The sequence below is a fragment of the Sporosarcina sp. FSL W7-1349 genome (assembly GCF_038003045.1).
GTDB lineage: Bacteria > Bacillota > Bacilli > Bacillales_A > Planococcaceae > Sporosarcina.
Genome location: NZ_JBBOOK010000001.1, coordinates 37819 through 57790, shown reverse-complemented (window position 1 = coordinate 57790; position 19972 = coordinate 37819). Strand labels below are relative to the sequence as shown.

General features: G+C 46.7%; 18 protein-coding genes. 1 reads left to right on the top strand and 17 read right to left on the bottom strand.

Going from position 1 to position 19972, the window contains the following annotated elements; genetic code table 11:
- Positions 1-133 precede the first annotated feature (133 nt).
- The 15 genes from MKY41_RS00305 to MKY41_RS00235 form a co-directional block, all read right to left on the bottom strand.
- Complete coding sequence (locus MKY41_RS00305) at positions 134-805, bottom strand: ABC transporter ATP-binding protein (RefSeq protein ID WP_340743156.1); 672 nt, start codon at positions 803-805, stop codon at positions 134-136.
- The gene (locus MKY41_RS00300; protein WP_340743155.1) at positions 798-1922 is read right to left on the bottom strand and encodes an ABC transporter permease; all 1125 of its coding nucleotides are present in this window, start codon (positions 1920-1922) and stop codon (positions 798-800) included. Before MKY41_RS00300 ends, MKY41_RS00305 begins: the two co-directional genes overlap by 8 nt.
- A complete protein-coding gene (locus MKY41_RS00295) occupies positions 1919-3112 on the bottom strand; it encodes an ABC transporter permease (protein WP_340743154.1) in 1194 nt (397 codons plus the stop codon). The genes MKY41_RS00300 and MKY41_RS00295 overlap by 4 nt, the downstream gene beginning before the upstream one ends.
- Before the next feature lie 536 nt (positions 3113-3648).
- Positions 3649-5160: a 5-carboxymethyl-2-hydroxymuconate semialdehyde dehydrogenase gene (hpaE, locus tag MKY41_RS00290; RefSeq protein ID WP_340743153.1), complete on the bottom strand. Its 1512-nt coding sequence runs from the start codon at positions 5158-5160 to the stop codon at positions 3649-3651.
- Between the two features lie 86 nt (positions 5161-5246).
- Positions 5247-6170, bottom strand: a complete 924-nt coding sequence (gene hpaI / locus MKY41_RS00285; RefSeq protein WP_340743152.1) for a 2,4-dihydroxyhept-2-ene-1,7-dioic acid aldolase — start codon at positions 6168-6170, stop codon at positions 5247-5249.
- A gap of 34 nt (positions 6171-6204) precedes the next feature.
- The gene (locus MKY41_RS00280; protein ID WP_340743151.1) at positions 6205-7662 is read right to left on the bottom strand and encodes an NAD-dependent succinate-semialdehyde dehydrogenase; all 1458 of its coding nucleotides are present in this window, start codon (positions 7660-7662) and stop codon (positions 6205-6207) included.
- A 36-nt stretch (positions 7663-7698) separates the two neighbouring features.
- Positions 7699-8196 (bottom strand): flavin reductase family protein, encoded by a 498-nt coding sequence (locus MKY41_RS00275; RefSeq protein ID WP_445683291.1) that lies wholly within the window; start codon positions 8194-8196, stop codon positions 7699-7701.
- A 126-nt stretch (positions 8197-8322) separates the two neighbouring features.
- Complete coding sequence (locus tag MKY41_RS00270; protein WP_340743150.1) at positions 8323-8709, bottom strand: 5-carboxymethyl-2-hydroxymuconate Delta-isomerase; 387 nt, start codon at positions 8707-8709, stop codon at positions 8323-8325.
- Positions 8710-8721: 12 nt separating this feature from the next.
- Positions 8722-9480 (bottom strand): fumarylacetoacetate hydrolase family protein, encoded by a 759-nt coding sequence (locus MKY41_RS00265; protein WP_340743149.1) that lies wholly within the window; start codon positions 9478-9480, stop codon positions 8722-8724.
- Positions 9477-10280 (bottom strand): fumarylacetoacetate hydrolase family protein, encoded by an 804-nt coding sequence (locus tag MKY41_RS00260; RefSeq protein WP_340743148.1) that lies wholly within the window; start codon positions 10278-10280, stop codon positions 9477-9479. Before MKY41_RS00260 ends, MKY41_RS00265 begins: the two co-directional genes overlap by 4 nt.
- Before the next feature lie 207 nt (positions 10281-10487).
- Entirely contained in the window at positions 10488-12341 is a 1854-nt protein-coding gene (locus tag MKY41_RS00255) for a XylR N-terminal domain-containing protein (protein WP_340743147.1), read from the bottom strand.
- Between the two features lie 22 nt (positions 12342-12363).
- The gene (locus MKY41_RS00250; RefSeq protein WP_340745590.1) at positions 12364-13860 is read right to left on the bottom strand and encodes a 4-hydroxyphenylacetate 3-hydroxylase family protein; all 1497 of its coding nucleotides are present in this window, start codon (positions 13858-13860) and stop codon (positions 12364-12366) included.
- Between the two features lie 228 nt (positions 13861-14088).
- A complete protein-coding gene (locus MKY41_RS00245; protein ID WP_041075833.1) occupies positions 14089-15393 on the bottom strand; it encodes a TRAP transporter large permease in 1305 nt (434 codons plus the stop codon).
- Entirely contained in the window at positions 15390-15893 is a 504-nt protein-coding gene (locus tag MKY41_RS00240) for a TRAP transporter small permease (protein WP_340743146.1), read from the bottom strand. The genes MKY41_RS00245 and MKY41_RS00240 overlap by 4 nt, the downstream gene beginning before the upstream one ends.
- A gap of 17 nt (positions 15894-15910) precedes the next feature.
- Positions 15911-17014 carry a TRAP transporter substrate-binding protein gene (locus tag MKY41_RS00235; protein ID WP_340743145.1) on the bottom strand — a complete coding sequence of 368 codons (1104 nt, stop codon included), beginning with the start codon at positions 17012-17014 and terminating at the stop codon, positions 15911-15913.
- A gap of 323 nt (positions 17015-17337) precedes the next feature.
- Between MKY41_RS00235 and MKY41_RS00230 the strand changes: the two genes are divergently transcribed.
- Entirely contained in the window at positions 17338-17988 is a 651-nt protein-coding gene (locus tag MKY41_RS00230; RefSeq protein ID WP_340743144.1) for a GntR family transcriptional regulator, read from the top strand.
- Between the two features lie 10 nt (positions 17989-17998).
- Here MKY41_RS00230 and MKY41_RS00225 read toward each other — a convergent pair whose 3' ends face one another.
- Together MKY41_RS00225 and hpaD are read right to left on the bottom strand one after the other, a co-directional pair.
- A complete protein-coding gene (locus MKY41_RS00225) occupies positions 17999-18850 on the bottom strand; it encodes a MerR family transcriptional regulator (protein WP_340743143.1) in 852 nt (283 codons plus the stop codon).
- Between the two features lie 87 nt (positions 18851-18937).
- Positions 18938-19924 (bottom strand): 3,4-dihydroxyphenylacetate 2,3-dioxygenase, encoded by a 987-nt coding sequence (gene hpaD / locus MKY41_RS00220; protein ID WP_340743142.1) that lies wholly within the window; start codon positions 19922-19924, stop codon positions 18938-18940.
- Between the last annotated feature and the right edge of the window lie 48 nt (positions 19925-19972).

Genomic DNA, 19972 nt, shown 5'->3' with positions numbered 1-19972 from the left:
CATTTAGAAATTTCTATTATTTAACTATAAGACGAGGCATTGCATCAGTATGTTCCTGCGTTACCTATTGCTTACATTCCCTCATGCTTTGTTAATAAATCAAAAAACCGACCCCCATTCAGGAGCCGGAGCACTATTTTAATTCCTCAACTACAATTCCACGCTTCCGCAATAAATCCGTATAGAACGGATCGTCCCCGATCGAATACACTCGATCGCATAAATTGCCGATTTCGTCCATGTCATGGGATATGTACATAATCATCTTGCGTTCGCGTTTGGCGAGGTCGTGTAAATACGTTCCGATTTCCGTCTTCGATTTTAAATCAATGCCGACAGTCGGTTCATCCAGCAAGAGCAGGATAGGATCATGAAGCAGGCTGATCGCCATATTCAATTTCCGTTTCATCCCGCCCGACAACGAATGCACCGGCTCTTTCCAATGGGTCAGCTGCATGTCGAGACAAAGCTGTCGGCATTCTTCCGGCGATCGCCGTTTCCACGACAGTTTCTCAAAGAAGCGCATATTCTGCTCGACGGTATACTCTTCCCATACCGCGATTTCTTGCGGGACATAGCCGATTTTAGGACGGATGCCCTTTCCATTTTGATAGGGCACACCGGCAAGCGTAACCTCTCCTGCCGTTGCCGGAAGCGCGGTCGCCAAGATTTTCAGCAAGGTCGATTTCCCTGCCCCGTTTTCCCCAACGAGCCCGACGATCTCTCCCGGCTGCATTTCAAATGAAAGATCGTGCAAGACGGTCTTCTTTTTATATGTTTTATTCAACCCAATCACTTCAAGCATATGCTTTCCTCCTCTTCCCGATCCATATCGCCAGCAGTCCAGCGAGTAGAATAAGCGTAGCCGCCGGGACCGAGTCGGCCAGAAACGCTTGAACCGGGTGGACTCTTTCGAATGATCGACCCGCTTGGATCGGAATGATGGCGCCCCCCGTTACGACGAGCACCAATGCAATGGCCATGCCTCCAACATAAAATAGGAACATCTGTCGGAATAACGCGGCTAGCAAGAGCGCCAGTAAATTGACGGTGAGCCGGAAAGCGAACAGCGCCATGACACTCGGCATTTTCAGCATTCCGGGGAATATGACGTTGAAGACAATAAAACTTACAAGATCCACCACAAACAACATCGCCGTATAGACGACAAGCATGCCGACCGCGTAATACGGGAATGGCACGGACGTGAATAGCCACCTCGCTCGCATCGCCGGCCGATTTTCCTTCAACATCCAATCGAAGAGGAAAAACGTCGCGATAATGGAGAATAAAGACCAGACCCCCTGAATGCTGATCAGCTCCCGATCGGACTCTTCCTGACTCCCTGTCTCATCCGCAAACGCGAACGTCGTCTGGATCAATGCCTCTTTCTGTTGCCTTTCCTTGCTTTTTTCAATGACTTCCTCATAATTCCACTCGTCCACCATTCCTTGCTCGGCAAACAGATGCTTGACGACATAAGCCGCTTTCGAACGGGCCGCGTCCTGCTGGGCCAAAGAAGTGATAGTTTCCACCACCGCCGGATAAGCAAATGAACGGTTGGAGGAATACGCTTCGATTAACGCATTACGTTGATTGTCCAAAATGCTTTCTTCATATCCTCTCCGGATGATGAAAACACTGTCCAGTTCGTGTTGCTCAAGCTTATGGAGTGCTTCTCCCTGATCGAGCGATTGGACATCGAACAGTTCGGTATTCCGGATTTCATTCGCCAGCTGGCTGGACATGGGGCTCTCTTCCTCTACGACCAAGGCAATCGGTACTTTCGTTTCGTCAATCCACCCACCGACCGTCCTCACGACGAGGATGGTGGCAAGGATCGGAAAAAGCAGCCAGATAACCGACCCCTTCCACTCCTTGCGCAGCCTGAACAAGAGGACAGGCATCCAATTCGTCCTCATGCGGACCACCTCTCTTTCACGGCACTCGATAACCAAACCGCCGCCAATCCGACACCCGCTAACAAAGACAGGCTTGTGTAGTTGGCATAATTCCGCTCTTCCAGCGCGATATCCATCATCCACTTCAGACTTTCATTGGAAAATAAAAGAGGAAGCGCCCCTTGAATGGCCTGCGGGAAATACACCGTCGGAATAAACGCCCCGCTCGCCAATATGAGAACGACGACATATAGCGACTGCATTAACAACGCACTCCGCTGGGAGGAAACCCAGACGTCGAGCAACGCGAGGCCGACTAGGAATAGCAGTGCGTATAGAAGTACATACAGCCCAAGTCGGAAGTAATCGAGCATGAACAGTTCATGGGGAATGTACTTCTTGACGATGAAAAACGCAGCGCCCCCCGCCAAACAACCGCCGAGCAACGATAGAAGGACACGCGCAAACAGGCGCTGCCACAACGTGACACCGATCAACCGCATGCGGGTCTGCATTGTCGCATGTTCTTCCTTGCCGGTAACAATATAAAAAACGAGCAGCCAGATCGTCAGCAAAATGAACCAGCCGGCGAGCAGATAATACTGTGTCGGCGAAGCGGTCGCTGCATTTGTCAGCACTTCCTCGTCGAGCAGTTTATTCTTCCCTAAAGTATAGAGCGTGAAATCAATGAACTGTTTCAGCATGAGGTCATACCGTTCCTCTTTGGTCATGTCGGTTTGTTTCGCATATGTATTGATAGTGAGGATATTCGCTTGTGCCGTGGCAAGCAGCCGGGACATGCTTTCGACCAATTCCTTGACGACCAGGCTTTCCATCGGCTGTTCCGGGTTGCCGATGATCGGCAGCGTGACGGACACACCTTCATACAGATCATCCGTAAACCCTTCAGGGAATGAAAAATAGGCACTGATTTCGTTATTATGGATGAACTGCTCAGCCGTTCCCCGAGGCAGCGTCACAATTTGCAGTAACGCATCCCCGCTCGCGGTCTCTTCCAGCACTTTCGAAAATAATTGCGACTCTTTCGTCCCGTCTTCATCGACAAGCGCCACTCGGATCGCCGCCTCATCCTCCGGTACGAGCAAGCCCGCGACAATCCGCAACGCCAGCCCAACCAGGAGGACGGGCAATAATAAAAGAAGAAGCAGGGTCGCCCACCTCTTCTTCAACTGGATCATGTATTGATTCATGAAAAATAGTATCCGCTGAATGGATAGCAAACCGCTCACGCCCAATCTTTGGTTGGTTTTATACGAATCTATGGATTGCATATATGAAGCCTAGTATAACGTACTCTGAAGTAGCAGACCACAGTCATCATACCCAACCATTGCAGATGGGAATCTCTCCCTGATTCAAAAGCATAACTCTGCCTTAATTATGATATAATAAATGCAAAGAATTGAAAAAAGGGTGTTCATATGCCTGAAATCAGACCAATTAAAGATTTAAGAAATACAACTGAAATTTCCGAACTATGTCACAGGACGAATGAACCGGTTTTTATCACCAAAAATGGATACGGGGATTTAGTTGTGATGAGTATGGATACCTATAAGCGTGAAATCGGACGTTCAGAGCTTTACAAGAAACTGGCGAGGCCGAAGCTCAAGTCGACAGCGGGGAACCCCTTCTTGACGCGAAATCAGTCTTTCGAAAGCTGGTACGAAAAAGTACAAATAAAACAGGCGGCGGAAAGTGACACCCTTTCCGTCGCCTGTTCTTTTTATTTCTTCCCGAATTGCTGGATGCGGTGCTCTGCGATGGAGACATGGACGATTTTCTGTTCTGTGTAGAAATCGAATCCGTAGTGACCGCCTTCGCGTCCGATTCCGGAGGATTTGGATCCGCCGAATGGTGTACGAAGGTCGCGGACGTTTTGGGAGTTGACCCATAGCATACCCGCCTCAACTGCATGCGCCACGCGGTGGCCTTTCTTGATGTCGTTTGTCCAGACATAACCAGCCAGACCGTAGTTGATGTCGTTCGCCAATTTGATCGCTTCTTCTTCGTCTTTGAATGTCATGACCGCCATGACTGGTCCGAAGATTTCTTCCTGAGCCACGCGCATGCTGTTGTCCGCGTTCAGCAAAAGTGTTGGCGCAACGAAGTTCCCTTTGGATACCTCTTCTGGAATTTCCGCTGAGAAGACTTCACAACCTTCTTCTTTTCCGATTTCTAAATAGCTCTTCACTTTATTCCAATGCCCTTTATCGATCAATGCACCGACTTCTGTTTCAGGGTCCATCGGGTCCCCGATGCGGATGTTTTTGACGCGCTCTTTCAACGCATCGACGAACTTGTCTTTGATCGACTCTTGTACGAAGAGACGGGAGTTCGCTGTGCAGCGCTCGCCGTTGAAGGAGAAAATTCCCCAAACAACCGCATCGAGTGCGCGGTCGAAATCAGCGTCTTCGAACACGATAATCGGCGATTTGCCGCCAAGTTCCATCGAGCAGCTTTTCAATGTGTCCGCACTGTTTTTAATGATCGTCGAGCCTGTTGTCGTTTCCCCTGTGAAGGAAATGAGTTGGACATCTTCGTGGCGAACGAGTGCGTCACCCGCTGTTTCTCCGTAACCGTGGACAACGTTGAATACCCCTTTTGGCAACTCAGCTTTGTCGATGATTTCCGCCAGCAGATTCGCTGTCAACGGGGAGGATTCCGCTGGTTTCAGGATAACCGTGTTCCCTGTTGCCAATGCCGGAGCAACTTTCCAAGTTTCCAGCATGAATGGCGCGTTCCATGGAGTGATCAAGCCTGCTACCCCAACCGGTTTATGGATTGTATAGTTGATGAATTCTTCATCCACTTGGTACGCATCACCGACTAGACGAGTTTTTACCATTTGCGCGTAGAAACGGAAGTTTTCTGCGGAACGGCTTACCATTGCACGCGTTTGTGAGATTGGAAGACCTGTATCCAAAGACTCCAAATATGCGATTTCCGGAAGACGCTCATCAATCAGATCCGCGATTCGGTAGATGCATGCAAGTCTTTCTTCCAGTTTCATAGTCCGCCATGGACCGTTGTCGAATGCCTCTCTTGCAGCTGCGACCGCTTTGTTAATATCTTCCGCGCGGCCTTCTGCGACTTCGTTGATCTGTTCATTCGTGAACGGGTTGATATTTTTAATCGTTGCGCCGTCGACGCTTGGCACGAATTCACCGTTGATGTAAAGAAGGATGTCTTTCTGTTTCGTATGAGTCAATGCTTTTTGATCTTTTACAGATGTCATGCGTGTTCACCTATTTTCTCTTTAGATTTTTTAGGAGGCCGGCAGCGTTTGGCACTGCCGGATGAATATTCTATTGAAAAAGCGGATTATTTCGCCGCGACTTCTTTTGGAAGGATGTCCAAGCTGATCAATGTTTCACGGACTTCCTCTTGCAATTCAGCCGATGGCAAACCTAGTGGCATGCGCAGTTTTGGCGTCGCTTTGCCCATCATTCCGAGCGCAGCTTTGACAGGTGCCGGGTTCGTATCTTTGAACAATACGTCATTTAATGGCATTAATTCGTAGTGAAGATCTTGTGCTTTTGCGATATCTCCCGCTTCCCAAGCATTGTATAGTTCCGCTACGCGCTTCGGCTCGACGTTCGCAGTTGCACTGATGAAACCAGCTCCGCCGATTGCAAGCATTGGGTAGCAAAGCAATTCGATTCCCGAGAATAATAGGAAATCACGGCCGCAGTTCAATAGGACACGGTTGACGTGTTCGAAGTCTTTGTTCGATTCTTTCGCACCGATGATGTTCGGGCAAGCTTCGACAAGACGCTTCATCGTGCTCACTTCCATGTTGACAGCGGAACGGCCAGGGATGTTGTAGATGATGATTGGAATATTTACGGAATCCGCAACTGTTTTGAAGTGTTGGAACAATGCTTCTTGGTTCGGCTTGTTGTAGTAAGGGACGATGACCATTGCCGCGTCCGCACCGATTTCTTCCGCGTATTTTGTCAGTTCCATCGTCTCATCATGGTTCGTGGAGCCTGTTCCTGGCGTGAAGAATACACGTCCATCGATTGTGTCTTTTGCGAGTTTCATGACGCGTTTGCGCTCTGCAACCGTCATCGAACTTGGCTCACCGCTCGTTCCAGTAACGGAAATCCCATGGCTGCCGCTTTCAATTTGCCAGTTGACAAGTTCCACAAATGTTTTTTCATCGATGGATCCGTCTTCGTTGAATGGTGTAATAACAGGGCAGATCGACCCTCTGATTTTCTTTCTTGCTTCTTCGTATGCCACAATAATCGTCTCCTCTTCTATTGAATAAGTTAAATTACAAGCCGGTTGAAATGAACTTCGTTTCCAAGAATTCGCTTAGGCTGTCCGGACCGCCTTCTCGACCAAGGCCACTTTCCTTAACGCCGCCAAACGGACCTTGGACAGATGTGATCAACGCGTCGTTCACGCCGACCATTCCATATTCCAATGCTTCCGCAACGCGGATAGAACGGCTTAGATCGTTCGTATAGAAATATGAAGCTAATCCATAAACGGAATCGTTCGCCTTCTCGAGCGCTTCTTCTTCCGTCTTGAATGTATAAACAGGCGCAAGCGGACCGAATGTCTCTTCATACGTGATCAGCATGCTTTCGTCCACATCAGAGAGGATTGTTGGTGCGTAGAAGAAACCATTTTCATGCCCTTCCACTTTGCACTCATCCCCGCCAGTAACGATGACAGCACCTTTTGATACGGCATCTTGCACTTGACTTTTGACTTTATCCAAGCTGCCTGCGTTCACAACTGGACCGAACTCAGTGTTTTCCTGCAAGCCATTCCCGATGACGAGCTGTTCTACTTTTGCCTTCATCTTCTCCAAGAATTGGTCTTTGATCGACTCTTGGACGTAAATGCGGTTGGTGCAAATGCAAGTTTGCCCGCTATTTCGGAATTTGCTGGCTACCGCGCCTTCGACTGCTTTGTCCAGATCTGCATCCTCGAACACGATGAACGGAGCATGGCCGCCAAGTTCCATGGACACACCTTTCACTTGTTCAGCCGCCTGTCTGAGCAATAGCTTTCCGACTTCCGTCGATCCAGTAAATGTAATTTTCCGGATACGCGAATCTTGCATCAAAGCATTACCGATTTTGGATGAGTTCCCTGTAACAAGGTTCAACACGCCTTTCGGCAATCCAGCTGCTTCCGCGATTTTGAAAAACTCGACAGCACTGCCCGGTGTTTGGCTATCCGGTTTGAACACGACCGTACAACCTGCTGCCAAAGCAGGAGCAATCTTTCTTGTTACCATGGAGAGCGGAAAGTTCCAAGGCGTGATGGCCGCTACCGGTCCGACTGGCTGACGGATTGTCTGAAGGCGTTTTGATTTGATCGGTGAAGGAATGACGTCGCCGTATGTCCGTTTCGCTTCTTCCGCATTCCAAAGGACGTATTCAGCCGCCGCACTCACTTCAGCGCGCGCCTCCCGAATCGGTTTGCCCATCTCTTCCGAAATCGTACGCGCCAATTGATCGGCGTTTTCAAGCAATAAATCATAAATGCGGACGAGGTATTTGCTTCGCTTCGCTGCCGGAACAGCCGCCCACTCCTTGAATGCCGCATGCGCCGCGTCAATCGCTTTTTTCGCATCCCGATCATCACCATAGGAGCCTTGGCCAATCGTTTCTCCCGTAGCAGGGTTGACCACATTGTAATACTCGCCTGATTCCGGCTCTGTCCATGATCCATCGATATATAGATGATGCTTCTCCAATTTTGTCACTGTTTCCATTCCTCGATCACATCCTTTACCGTTTCAATTCGATGATTATTGTTGTTCCAGTTCTTTCAAATCGCGGTATTTTCCTTGGAAAAATAATAGCGGATCTCTTTCCGTCAAGATGACACCTGTCACATGACCAATGAAAATAGTATGATCGCCCGCCACATACTGGCTGTGCAATTCGCAAGTGACATTCGCCAAAGAATCCTCGATAATTGGAAGCCCTTGATGTGTTGTGAATTTCACTTCATGCTGCTCTTCTTTCAACTGACCAGCAAATTGCATTGATTCTTTTTGCTGATCCTCAGACAAAATGTTCACTGCAAACTTCTTCGCTTTTTGGATATGTTCGAGCATCCGGGCGTTCTCCCCGACACTGATCGCCACCAACTTCGGATTCAATGAAATCGACATGAATGCGTTGGCTGTCATGCCGTGGACACCGTCCTCGTTCTCCGTCGTGATTACTGTGACTCCTGTTGCGAAACTTCCCATGGCATTCCGGAATAAGCGGTCATCGATTTCTTTGTCTACTTGCTGCATGATGAAAGCTCCTTTCTATTGTTGAAATATAGTAGAAAAACATCCATTGAATAGTGCAGATTCATAACTTCTCTTATATCATATACCAAATCATATATGATTTCAAATTATTTTTTCGACAATTCACTACTTTTTAAATCTGGTGTGTATATTATTTTGCTTATACGTTCCTGCTTCGCTGAATTCATATAATTCCATCGATAATGCCAAAAAGCGCTTCGCCATCAACGGGGCAAAATGGTCCTTGATCACTTCAAACAGGGCGTCACAAGCTTCCTTTTTCACGTCCTCCGATCGTCCCGCTCCTATTTTTAACGTCGCGTGGACGAACGCGTCGTCTTCTGTACCGTCCGCAACACGGTAATCATGCAATTCAATCGCTCTGGAACGTATACCACCGATTGGAAATACCGAGCCCCTGGCAATCATCACTTCATGGATCTTCTCCAGCAGTTTCGGAATATTCGCTTCCTCTTTTAGATTATCCGTATATTCCACGATGAAATGTGGCATCCGAACCCCTCCTTACTTAATGGCGAACTGTTCATCGCCGATGATCGTATTGACAAGACGTCCGATCCCTTCGACTTCCGTCACGACGACATCGCCAACCTTCGTATCGACAGAACCTTTCGGTGTACCTGTCAAGATGATGTCATTTTCGCTCAATGTCATAAAGCTGCTCAAGTACTCGATGAGCATCGGAATATCAAAGATCATATCCGCCGTCGTTCCCTCTTGTACGAGCTCGCCATTGACATGTGTCGTCAATTTCAAATTCATCGGATCCTTCACGTCTGCTGCATCTACGAACCAAGGTCCCATCACCGTGCAAGTGTCCCTGTTTTTCACCCGCAAATTCGGCCGATAGTAATTCTCCAAATAATCCCGGATTGCATAGTCATTCGCGACGCTATACCCCTTCACGTACTTATATGCGTCTTCTTTTTTCACGTTACGGGCGGTTTTCCCAATAATAACCGCCAGTTCGCATTCATAATGCATATACGTCACATCAGCGGGACGCCGTGTAAAGGCATCATGGCCGATAAAGGTATTCGGTCCTTTGAGGAATACTAACGGTTCTTCAGGTGCCGCAAAAGCCAATTCCGCCGCATGATCCGCATAATTCAAACCAAGTGCGAAGACGGTGCGCGGTTCTACTGGCGTCAGCCACGTTACTTCGTTCTCTTCGACAACCCGTCCATCGTCCAATTTCAAACGGCCTTCCCATTCGAGCGCCTCATGGATGGAACCGCCGTAAGCTACGCGTGCGTTCTTCATTTCAATACCTCCCATGCTTCTGTCTCTGCCACTACTGATTCTTCCACTACAGCATTTTCTAAACTTCCGATTCCTTCAATTTCAATGCGGACCGAATCGCCGACTTGGACAAGCGGAGCCTGTTCCGGAATACCGACAAGCAACACATCACCTGCGCTCAGTGTCATGAAATCCGTCACATCCGCCAGCAATTTGGCAATCGGGCGAATCAAGTTCGCAGTCGTATTTTCTTGGCGCAACTCTCCATTAACGAACACGCGGATTGCCAATTGATCAGGATTTTTCACATCAGCCTGGTCTACGATCCATGGGCCAACCGGGCAAAATCCATCCCGTGATTTGTGTTGGACTGCCGGGCGATAAACGCTTGCATGCGGAACACTCACATCGTTTACAATGGTATATCCTTCAATGAATTCAAACGCTTCTGTTTCACTCACTCGTGTTGCTTGCTTTCTGATAACCAATCCGAGGCATGCGCCGACTTCCAGTTCCGTCATCCCTTTCGGCATCGGAATCAATCCGCCATTCCGGTTGTATGTATTGGCCGGTTTAATATAGAGGATCGGTGCAACAGGAGGTGCCTGATACGGTTTTTCATTCACCGCGTCTCCGAGTTGTTCCAAAGCCCCTTTATAATTGAGCGCCGTTCCGAAAATCGTTCCTTTCACCGGAGTATCCAGCAGAACATCATTCACATTGTGCGTTTTCCCCGAGGCGGAAAAAACACCATCCTTCACATCAGCATCCACCTCAACCAATTCGTGGACGCCGAGCAGCTTGACCTTTGCCTTACTCATTCCTCTCACTCCTTATAGTATCGAAATATATGAATCTTTCTAACTTATCTCTCTGTACATAATCATATATCATTACATATATGATATCAAGAACTTCCTCTTCTCCACTGATTTTTAGTATAAGAATCCGCGTTCATCCAACCGCCTATTGAGGTGGGAGTCTTCTGTATAAAGTTAAAAACGGAATTCACGCAAGGTGAACCCCGTTTAAAATGTCAATTTGCCAGCCACGATTAGCGCTTTGATGAGGAACATCATTTCATAACCCGTTTCCGGATCTCGCAGATTCCTGCCAAGCAGCGTTTCGACTTTTTCAATTCGATAGCGCAAGCCGCTCATGGACAAAGCCAGCTCCCGCATAGTCTTTTCCAAATTTCCACCATTCAATAGAAATACGTACATCGTTTGGAGCAATTCCTCATCTTTCTTTTCATCACTTTCGTAAATGGGCGACAGCAGCTGCCTTCCTTTTTGCTCCACTGCGCTGTGATCCAATGAATGGATAAGCATTCCGATTACACCCAGGTCCTCAAATGCCACGATGGACTGCTCCCGATTCCCGATTTTCAATGCTGTAACCGCCTCATCAAAACGGCCGCCTACGTCATCCATACAGCTACCTTCCGTGCTGATGCCACTACGAAGCGGTTGTTGTGGATCCTTTTTCCGCAAATGTTCAAGCAGCTTCCTACAAAAGGACAGAATTCCTTGGTCTTCTTCTGCCAATTCCGTTTGCACCAGCATAACGGCATATCCTTTTTGTTGACCGGCTAGTAAACCCGGTTTTCGATTTTTAAAGAAATGGACGGTTTCTTCGACAATCTGTTCATTCAGGAAAAGTTTTTCGCCCGCTCCTTGCTGTTCCAGCGCAATGATATAGTACGGTTTTTGCAAATCAAGTTGGAAATGGCTTCCCCGTTTGCGGATTTCCTTTATGGAACTGATTTCCCCGTTCAAGATTTGATCCAAAAAATGCCCCTTCACCCGTTCTTCCGCCTCGAAACTCACTTTTTCATTCAATAGCAAAAGCGAGCAGACCGTCACGGTTCGTTCCAAAATCATCCGATCGATGTCAGATGGAGACTGTCCGTCCAGTTCGTAGAGAAATGAGCAATACCCATATATCTTTTTCTGTAAATAAATCGGCGCCATCAGACGGATGTAACCTTCCGTTTGAAACTGCATTGTCTGTCTCGGTTGAAAAGCCCGGCGTTCCTTAACGTACATCTGGAACTCTTCTTTCATCTGCCTATGATTGCTTTCCGAAATCCCAGCTGAGGCAATCCGATGAAAATGAATATCTTCTATTAAAATCGGCTTTTTAGTAATGTCCACAATGACTTTGGCAATCGATTCCAGATCATTGCCATCAATTACCTCTTCCGCCAACTTCGTATGGATAAGTGCCACTTTGGCCAAATGATCGCGTTCTTCCCGGAGTTGCTCATAGGTCTGTTCAAGTTCATGGATGATTGCATTGTTTTCATAATATCGCTGTTCCTCATCCGCTTCCCCGCCCCATTGTTCGAGCGACTTTCCGATGTATCGGCATTCGGAATCCCCCATCCCTCGGCACGCCACTTCTTTGAAGATAACCGTCTGATTGCAAATGGTGGAATAAAAACCGCTTGCGTAGCCGATCAGCGTGTGGCAGACGGGTTCACTTTCCAATCCAAACAAGCGCAAAGATTCTTCCGCCTCGTAGGAATGCGACCAGATGCCGCTCACGGTGACGGACTCCACTGCTCCGTCTTCCGTTTTCACTATTTCCAATTCAGTCGTCTTTGTAGAGGTGTAGCCTTTCAACATATGGTAATGAGGCCCTTGTCGGAGCGCTTCTTCAATCGAGTCATGCGGTTCGGCGAGCACTTTCGCGGCATCCGTCGCTCCAAGGTTCCAGCCATAGCGTAGCAAAAACCCCTTCATCCGTTCCATTCCCAAGTTTTCAATCAAATCTTTTCGGAGAGTCCCGAAAACGGCAGCGGAGGTGAGCAAAATGCGCTCACCTTCCAGCTCGATCACTCCATTTTTCTCTTGTAGAGCAGGCTGCCTATCTGTCATCAAATGGGCCCCCTTTACTCAATCATTTTAGGTGGGCATTCACCCATGTATCATTTGTCCAGCCATTCAAATCATAATCGCTCATCGCTTCGTCCACAAATGATTTATAAATTGCGGACTGTCCGGTTTGATCAGCAACCTTCAATGTTTCCAGACGGATATTTTCCTGATTGCCTGCGTAGTTCATTTCGTAAAGTTCGTTGCGTCCGCCGAATTCGGTGCCGATCGCGTCCCAAATCAGTTTCATCAATTTGACCCGCTCCTCTGCGCCGACACCGGATCCTTTGTAATATTGCTCCAAGTATGGACGGAGGTTCGGATTGGCGAAGTCTTTCGCACTCGACGGCAGTTGGATCAATCCGCCCGCGACAACCGTTTCGAAGATTTCCTTCACTTGCGGCCAGACCGTCGGAGCAAGTACACGATACGCGGTGGAGTATTGGCTATTCGGCAAGACGACGCCATTCGCCCCTTGTTCCGGCTCGGATGCCATCGCAGTGGAAAGTCCCCAGAACGTATTCCGCCAAGCGATGACTTGCCCGATATTCGCCTGTACTCCGCGGAAGCCTTTCGTTCCCGACATTTCCGTCGCTTTCATCAACAGCCCCGCCATGAAATCAAGTTTCACCGCAAAACGGGTACATCCGTGAAGCGTATAGCGGTTCATCCAACCTGTCTTTCCTCTGAACCCATTGGCGATTTCCACATTCCGGTAGGCAAATACATTTTCCCATGGGACAAAGACATTATCGAGCACGATGACCGCATCATTTTCATCGAACCGGCTGGATAACGGATAATCAAAAGGCGTTCCGTTCATCGCCGCTGTTAACTCATAAGATTGTCGGCTTATAATTTTCAATCCCGGTGCGTTCATTTCCACAAAGAAGATGAGCGCATGGTCCAGATCGTCTTCGACCATATCGACCGGCGAGTAGTTAGCGACAAAGTTGTAATTCGTGATTGCCGCGGATGTTCCAACCATCTTGGCACCGCTTACAATGATGCCGTCATCCCGTTCTTTCACAACCCGGACGAAGACGTCTTTATTTTCATGGAGCGGCTTCGAGCGGTCCATTTGCGGATTGATAATTGTATGGTTACAGAACGGCACTTCGGTCATCGTTTTTTCATACCACCGGCGGGCATTATCTTCGAATCCTTTATAAAATTCCGCGTATGGTCCGAGATGCCCTGTGAAAGCCGCTTTGTAGTCAGGCGTTCTTCCCATGAAACCATAACTGAGTTTGGACCATTCCGCAATCGCATCACGCGCTTCCAACAACTCCGCCGCACTTTCAGACGCTTTGAAGAATTTCTGGGTACGAATCCCTTCTTTTGTCGTGGTCGTCAAAATTTTGGAGGACTCCTTGTCATGTAGCGCATCATAGAGGCGCGACATCGACCGGACCGAGTTTTGATACGCCGGATGCGTCGTCACATCATCGATCTCTTCCCCGTTCAAAAACACTTTGCGCCCGTCGCGCAAGCTTTCCATATAATCGTTTCCATCCATCATCCGCTTGCCGCTTTTCATATTTGTCATCGTTGTCATAGTATCCGCTCCTTCAATTTATCATTATTTTCTATCATCTTATACACTATAGTAAAGATTTCTAAAGCTTCTGTATACAACAATAATTGTCGGAGGTAAATTAATTCTAAGACAAATTTTGCTGGAGCGAAAGGGTAGAAATAAAAAGACTTTCGAAAACTGCAAAAGCAGATTTCAAAAGTCTATGTATAGTTACCCCTTCATGAAATCCGGAAGGAATGTCACGAGTTGTGGGAATAGGACAATAAGTGCTAAACAGAGAATCATTGCAAACAACATCGGTAGAACTCCACGGAAGATTTTCTCAATCGGAATCTCTTTCGCGACCCCGCTAATGATATAGACACTCAGTCCAAGAGGCGGTGTCACCAAGCCAATATTCATCACAAGTACCATGACAACCCCGAACCATACCCCATTGAATCCTAATTCAATGATAAGCGGGTAGACGACGGGTAGAGTAAGGACGAATATTGCCAAACCTTCCAAGAACATACCTAAAACGAAGTATACGACCAAGATGAAAAACATGATTAGCATCGGAGAAACATTCAGTTCACTGACATATTGTGTAATGGAAACCGGTATACGGCTTAACGCCAAGAATTTACTGAAAATCTCCGCACCGATCAAAATGAAAAACATCATCGCTGTCAATCGTGTCGTCTCATTCAACGATGCTTTGAAATCCGCCCAGCTCAGTCTTCTAGTGACGACAGCCAGTAAAAACGCACCGAATGCCCCAATCCCACCCGCTTCAGTCGGAGTGAAGAAACCAAAATAGATTCCACCGATACTTAGTAGAAATAAGGAAGCAAACGGCCACACACTATTCAAAGATTTTACTTTGACGAGAAATGGTTTTCTCGGAGTAACGGGTGCAAGTTCAGGTTTTCTTACGACGATGAGGTAAATCACTACCATGAAGAGCGCCATCTGGAGTAGCCCGGGAATAATTCCGGCTATCAATAATTTCCCAATCGGCTCCATTGTTAAGACACCGTAGAGAACCAAAATGACACTTGGCGGAATCAAAATTCCCAACGTCCCCCCCGCCGCAACAGCGGAAGTCGACAAGCCTTCGTCATACTTATATTTCTTCATTTCAGGCAACGCAATTCTCGCCATTGTCGCAGTTGTCGCATTGACCGAACCCGAAATCGCTGCAAATAGAGCACTCGTACCGATTGTCGTAATGGCAAGACCGCCTCGGACATGTCCGATCCATGAATCGACTGCTGTATACAAATCATTCCCAAACTTACTATAAGACAAGAACATCCCCATTAAAATGAATAGCGGAATGACACTCAACGAATAGGAACTAGCCGTACTGAACGGTGTACTCCCCAATTGAACAAGCGCGGTCTCCCAGTTTCGGATGAATCCGATACCGACAGTGCCCACAATGACTAAAGATACGCTCACGGGTACCTTTAACGCGAACAATACGAGTAACGCAATAATCCCGAGGACTCCAATCATTTCTGCACTCATGATTTCTTCACCGCCGATGCAAAATATTTAATTGCACTGACTAATGCGACGAGTGCAAAAACACCTAGACCAAAAGTAGCGATATAGAGAAACGGATACATTGGCCAACCTAAATCACTGGTTGTTGTTTGTCGTTCCATGATCCGTCCCGCATTCGCGAACACTTGATTAGCCATAAAGAGTAGCGTGACAAAAATAACGAGTTCTATTATTCCTTCCAATAAATTTCTTGCTTTTTCCGGCAATTTCGTGACCGCAAAGTCGATGCTAATATGCTCTTTATGTCGATGCGTCATAGCTAAAGCAAAAAAAACAAGCAATGCGGAACTTAACTCCGTCATTTCAAAAGTCCCTACGATTGGTTTATTGAAAAAGTTTCGGCCAATCACATCAAAACTGATGATCAGCATCATAAAAATCAAAAAACAATTCGATAAAAATAATTGAAAACTTGATAACTTATCTAATAAGTTATCAAGTTTTTTTAATGTTTGCGCCATAAGCTTCCACCCCTGTCTTATTGTGCGCCTAACTCTACTGCACGATCATAAATCGCTTGTCCTGGTAAACCTTTGTCTTCCATTTTCTTAATCCACTTTTCCACCGTAGGATTAATAAAGGTACTCCACTCAGCCATTTCATCATCGCTCAGCTCATAGATTTCGACACCTTTTTCTTTTGCCTTCTCAATCGCACGCTGTCCTACGTCATCGAAGTTAGCGCCAGCTTTGGCTGCCATTTTTTCTCCAACCAATTCTTTGATGGCCGCTTGGTTTTCCTCGCCAAGCTCGTTCCAGCTATTTTCATTCATCGTTACAAAGAATGTCGTCATATAGAAGTTCCCGACTGTTGCATAGTCGATCACGTCTACTAAGCTATAGCCTTCAATCGCCTCCCAAGGTGCGATCGTTCCGTCTACCACGCCTTTTTCAAGCGCTTCATAGGTTTCATTCATCGACATCGAAACTGGTGTAGCGCCAAGCGCCGTCAACCATTCATTCGTTTCCGCGGATGGAGATCGAATGCGCATTCCTTTTAGGTCTTCATAGCTTTTAACCGGTTTTCCGACCGTGAAGATTTGTCCAGGATCGGAAGTGGAAAGCCATAGTGGAACCGTTCCTGCATATTCCGCTTCAAATTCCGGGAATTCCTCGTAAAGCTGCCAAAGCATTTTGGAACCTTGCTCTCCTGTTTTACTCAAGAAAGAAAGCTCCATGACAGAAGTCATAGGAAATTGGTTCGGAGTGTAACTATTAACGCTCATCGCGATGTCAACAGCTCCTGTTGCCGCCGCATCAAATTGGCCATCCGGAGCAGCTAAAGACGCACCCGGGTAGGATGTAATTTTCACATTCCCGCCAGTCGCCTCTTCTACTTCTTTCACAAAACCTTGGACGATAACTGTTTCCATCTCATGGCTTGGTGGGAAGAAGTGTGAAAAATCGAGTGCCGCTTCTTTCCCGGAAGCCGCGTCGCTTCCTGCATTTGATCCTTCGCTAGAGCCGGATACCGGCACTTGTTCGGTCGGTTTTCCCCCGCCGCATGCGGCCAGAATCAAGCTCATCATCAGAAGAAACATAAATGATACAAGATACTTTTTGTTTTTGATTGCCCCCATCATAGTACTCACTCCCTTTAAAATTTAATAAACCTCATACGTCTAGATTCGAAACATGCCTCATTCAATTGATAACGTTTACAAGACGGATGTTTCTCACATCGTATTGAATGGGGTTTATTAGAAATCATCATATATCATTTAATATATGTTTTCAATACCTTTTAAGAAATATTCCCATAGTTTGAAAGATACTTGACAAATTGCCAAATAATTTTGCTCTCCCTTACCATTTTGAAGAAAGCAGGAAGTAGGAATATGTTATACTTGAGGCCGTCTTATAGTTTAGATTGAAATCATATATAAATTCATATATCATAATGAGTATGAAAACAAAAATGAATAAACGTCAATATGCGTATAAAGTAATTCGTACAAGAATTGTTGATGGAACCTATGCCCCTGGCCAAAGAATCATTATCGACCAAATTGCAAAGGAGGTTGGCTCAAGCCATATTCCGGTCCGTGAAGCGATCCACCAATTGGAATCCGAACAATTGATACAATACGAACCGAATATTGGAGCGGTTGTCCGCGGAATTGACAAAGATTTGTATATGGAAACTCTTGAGGTGCTTGCTTTATTGGAGGGATATGCTACTTCCTTAAGCGCTCCTCATATTCCGTCGGACGCCATTGAAAAATTGGAAAGCATTAACGAAGAAATGAAAAAAACATTGGAAAACTATGAGCTGGATCAACTCGGTCAGCTGAATCGGGAATTCCATTTTTACATTTACTCGTTCTGTCCAAACAAATTATTGATTAAAAATATTCAGGAGGCTTGGGATCGATTGGATATCGTCCGCCAGACCGGTTTCACCTTCTTACCGAACCGGACACCTCGCTCGATTGAAGAACATCGGAAATTGATCCAACTCATCAAAGAACAGGCGGGCAGCGACATGATCGAAGGATACGCACGCGAGCACAAGATGAACACTTTGGAAGCATTCAAAAAACGTGAAAAACACTGATCGTTTTGGATCAGTGTTTTTTTGCGCTTGGTCCTATGACTGGAATTTGGATTTCCATCAAGAACTCATCTTCCTTATTTGAAATGAACTGATCCACGATCGTTCGGATAATGAAATCCCCTATCGGTTCTAGCCCATTGTCCAAGATGTATTGATGGAGAACTTTTACATACTGCGGTGCGATCTCATGGCCTCCGCGGAAATAGACGCAGGCATACGTCCCTTTCGGCAGCGTTGTGACGAGCTCCACGTCCTGAACGACTTTCCATTTTTCCACCTCTTCCAATAGTAAGAAGATGGAGTCGTATTCGTAGAAGCAGTTCCGTTGGAAGCGATGAACAGACAATGTGAGGCCGACTTTGCCGATAAAAATAGAGGCAAAATCTTGATGTTGTCGGTTTAATTTCCGCAAGGAGAGCTCCAGATCATAATGGGACTGGATTGCCTCCTGCAGTTGGATGATTGTCCGCTCCTCCATTTCTTTGATGAAGGGGACGCCGACCTGTCCTATTTTTTTCAATGATTCGAGCTCTTCAATTCGAATTTCCAGTTTCTTTTTCGCAATTTCCAACTCTTGCATCTTGTCTTCGATCGTTCGTTTATGGGTATGGAGCGTTCCGATAAAATCGTCCATATCCCGATTGGACGTTTGTTTCTTGATATCCTTCAACGGGACGCCCAATGCTTTCAAATAGTTGATGATATCCAACAGTTTAAACTGTTCCACGGAGTAATAGCGGTAGCCCGTTTCCGGATCGACTTCATTCGGTTTGAATAAGTCAATTTCGTCATAATAGCGCAATGTTTTAATCGATGTATTATGCAATTTGGACATCTGGCCAATTGAAAATTTATTTTTCATCTCATTGCCCCGTTTCACGTCGTTTCTATTATCTTATCAAACCAAAAAAACGTATCAAAGATTTTCATCTTTGACACGCCTCTTTCATTATGCTTGCACTGGTTTTTTAATAGTGTGGACCGGCAATAGTTCACCTGTCAAGATATCTTCAACAGGGACCGCTTCTTCCACCCAAGTTTTCGGAGGCATGGCACCCCAGAACGTTGCCCGCTGCGGGTCTTCCAGATTCCATTTGATCGGCTCCCAATCTGGGTCATTTGTGAAGTAGTCTCCTGTATATAATTCCATCCGGTTGCCGTCTGGATCGCGGACATAGACGAAAAACGCATTGGATGTGCCGTGTCTGCCCGGAGACCGTTCGATATTCGCATAATAGCCGAGCCCGGCCAGATGATCACATGCGTCCAAAATTGATTTCGCGTCATCCATCCAGAAGCCCGTATGGTGGAAACGAGGACCTTTATCGCTAATGAGCGCCAAATCATGGACACTTGGCTTCCGGTGCATCCAAGCAGCCCAAATTCTCTCGTCTTCTCCGTGGCCTTTTACTGTATATTCAGACGTCCGGAAACCGAGATTTTCGCTGTACCATGCATATAGCTCGTCGATGTTCGTGATAGTGCAGTTCGCATGGTCAATCCTCTTAATCTTCACATTGCCTTGCAGATGATACTGCTGCAGCATTCTTTCTGCTTTATCCATTTCAAAGAAAAATTCGACTGGAATACCGCCCGGGTCTTGGATACGCAACGCACGACCTTGCCCTTTTTCTTCTCCCGGCTGAACCCAGCGCTTTTTCACGCCTAGTTCTGTAAACAGTTTATCCAGCTCATCCAAATCGCTGTCAGCGCTTACACGATACGCAATATGCTTCAGGCTCGCCTGCTTACCTTTCGTCAACATTAATGTATGATGATTGGCATCTTCCAAAGCCCGCAGATAAATATGATTTTCGTCGGATTCCGTTTCGATGAATCCAAGTCCTTCACAATAAAAATGTCTTGCCTTCTCCAAGTCCGTCACTGTCACTTCTGCGTGATGCAGCCGGACAATATCAAAGTTTTTCTTTGTCATTTTTATTCCTCCTCCGATGTGATTGTTTTCATTATAAACTCTCCCCTT

Excerpts from the sequence above, each read along its gene's own strand:
- MKY41_RS00305 (WP_340743156.1), bottom strand. The coding sequence starts at position 805 with ATGCTTGAAGTGATTGGGTTGAATAAAACATATAAAAAGAAGACCGTC.
- MKY41_RS00300 (WP_340743155.1), bottom strand. The coding sequence starts at position 1,922 with ATGAGGACGAATTGGATGCCTGTCCTCTTGTTCAGGCTGCGCAAGGAG.
- MKY41_RS00295 (WP_340743154.1), bottom strand. The coding sequence starts at position 3,112 with ATGAATCAATACATGATCCAGTTGAAGAAGAGGTGGGCGACCCTGCTT.
- hpaE (WP_340743153.1), bottom strand. The coding sequence starts at position 5,160 with ATGACATCTGTAAAAGATCAAAAAGCATTGACTCATACGAAACAGAAA.
- MKY41_RS00280 (WP_340743151.1), bottom strand. The coding sequence starts at position 7,662 with ATGGAAACAGTGACAAAATTGGAGAAGCATCATCTATATATCGATGGA.
- MKY41_RS00275 (WP_445683291.1), bottom strand. The coding sequence starts at position 8,196 with ATGCAGCAAGTAGACAAAGAAATCGATGACCGCTTATTCCGGAATGCC.
- MKY41_RS00270 (WP_340743150.1), bottom strand. The coding sequence starts at position 8,709 with ATGCCACATTTCATCGTGGAATATACGGATAATCTAAAAGAGGAAGCG.
- MKY41_RS00265 (WP_340743149.1), bottom strand. The coding sequence starts at position 9,480 with ATGAAGAACGCACGCGTAGCTTACGGCGGTTCCATCCATGAGGCGCTC.
- MKY41_RS00260 (WP_340743148.1), bottom strand. The coding sequence starts at position 10,280 with ATGAGTAAGGCAAAGGTCAAGCTGCTCGGCGTCCACGAATTGGTTGAG.
- MKY41_RS00255 (WP_340743147.1), bottom strand. The coding sequence starts at position 12,341 with ATGACAGATAGGCAGCCTGCTCTACAAGAGAAAAATGGAGTGATCGAG.
- MKY41_RS00250 (WP_340745590.1), bottom strand. The coding sequence starts at position 13,860 with ATGATGGATGGAAACGATTATATGGAAAGCTTGCGCGACGGGCGCAAA.
- MKY41_RS00245 (WP_041075833.1), bottom strand. The coding sequence starts at position 15,393 with ATGAGTGCAGAAATGATTGGAGTCCTCGGGATTATTGCGTTACTCGTA.
- MKY41_RS00240 (WP_340743146.1), bottom strand. The coding sequence starts at position 15,893 with ATGGCGCAAACATTAAAAAAACTTGATAACTTATTAGATAAGTTATCA.
- MKY41_RS00235 (WP_340743145.1), bottom strand. The coding sequence starts at position 17,014 with ATGATGGGGGCAATCAAAAACAAAAAGTATCTTGTATCATTTATGTTT.
- MKY41_RS00230 (WP_340743144.1), top strand. The coding sequence starts at position 17,338 with ATGAAAACAAAAATGAATAAACGTCAATATGCGTATAAAGTAATTCGT.
- MKY41_RS00225 (WP_340743143.1), bottom strand. The coding sequence starts at position 18,850 with ATGAAAAATAAATTTTCAATTGGCCAGATGTCCAAATTGCATAATACA.
- hpaD (WP_340743142.1), bottom strand. The coding sequence starts at position 19,924 with ATGACAAAGAAAAACTTTGATATTGTCCGGCTGCATCACGCAGAAGTG.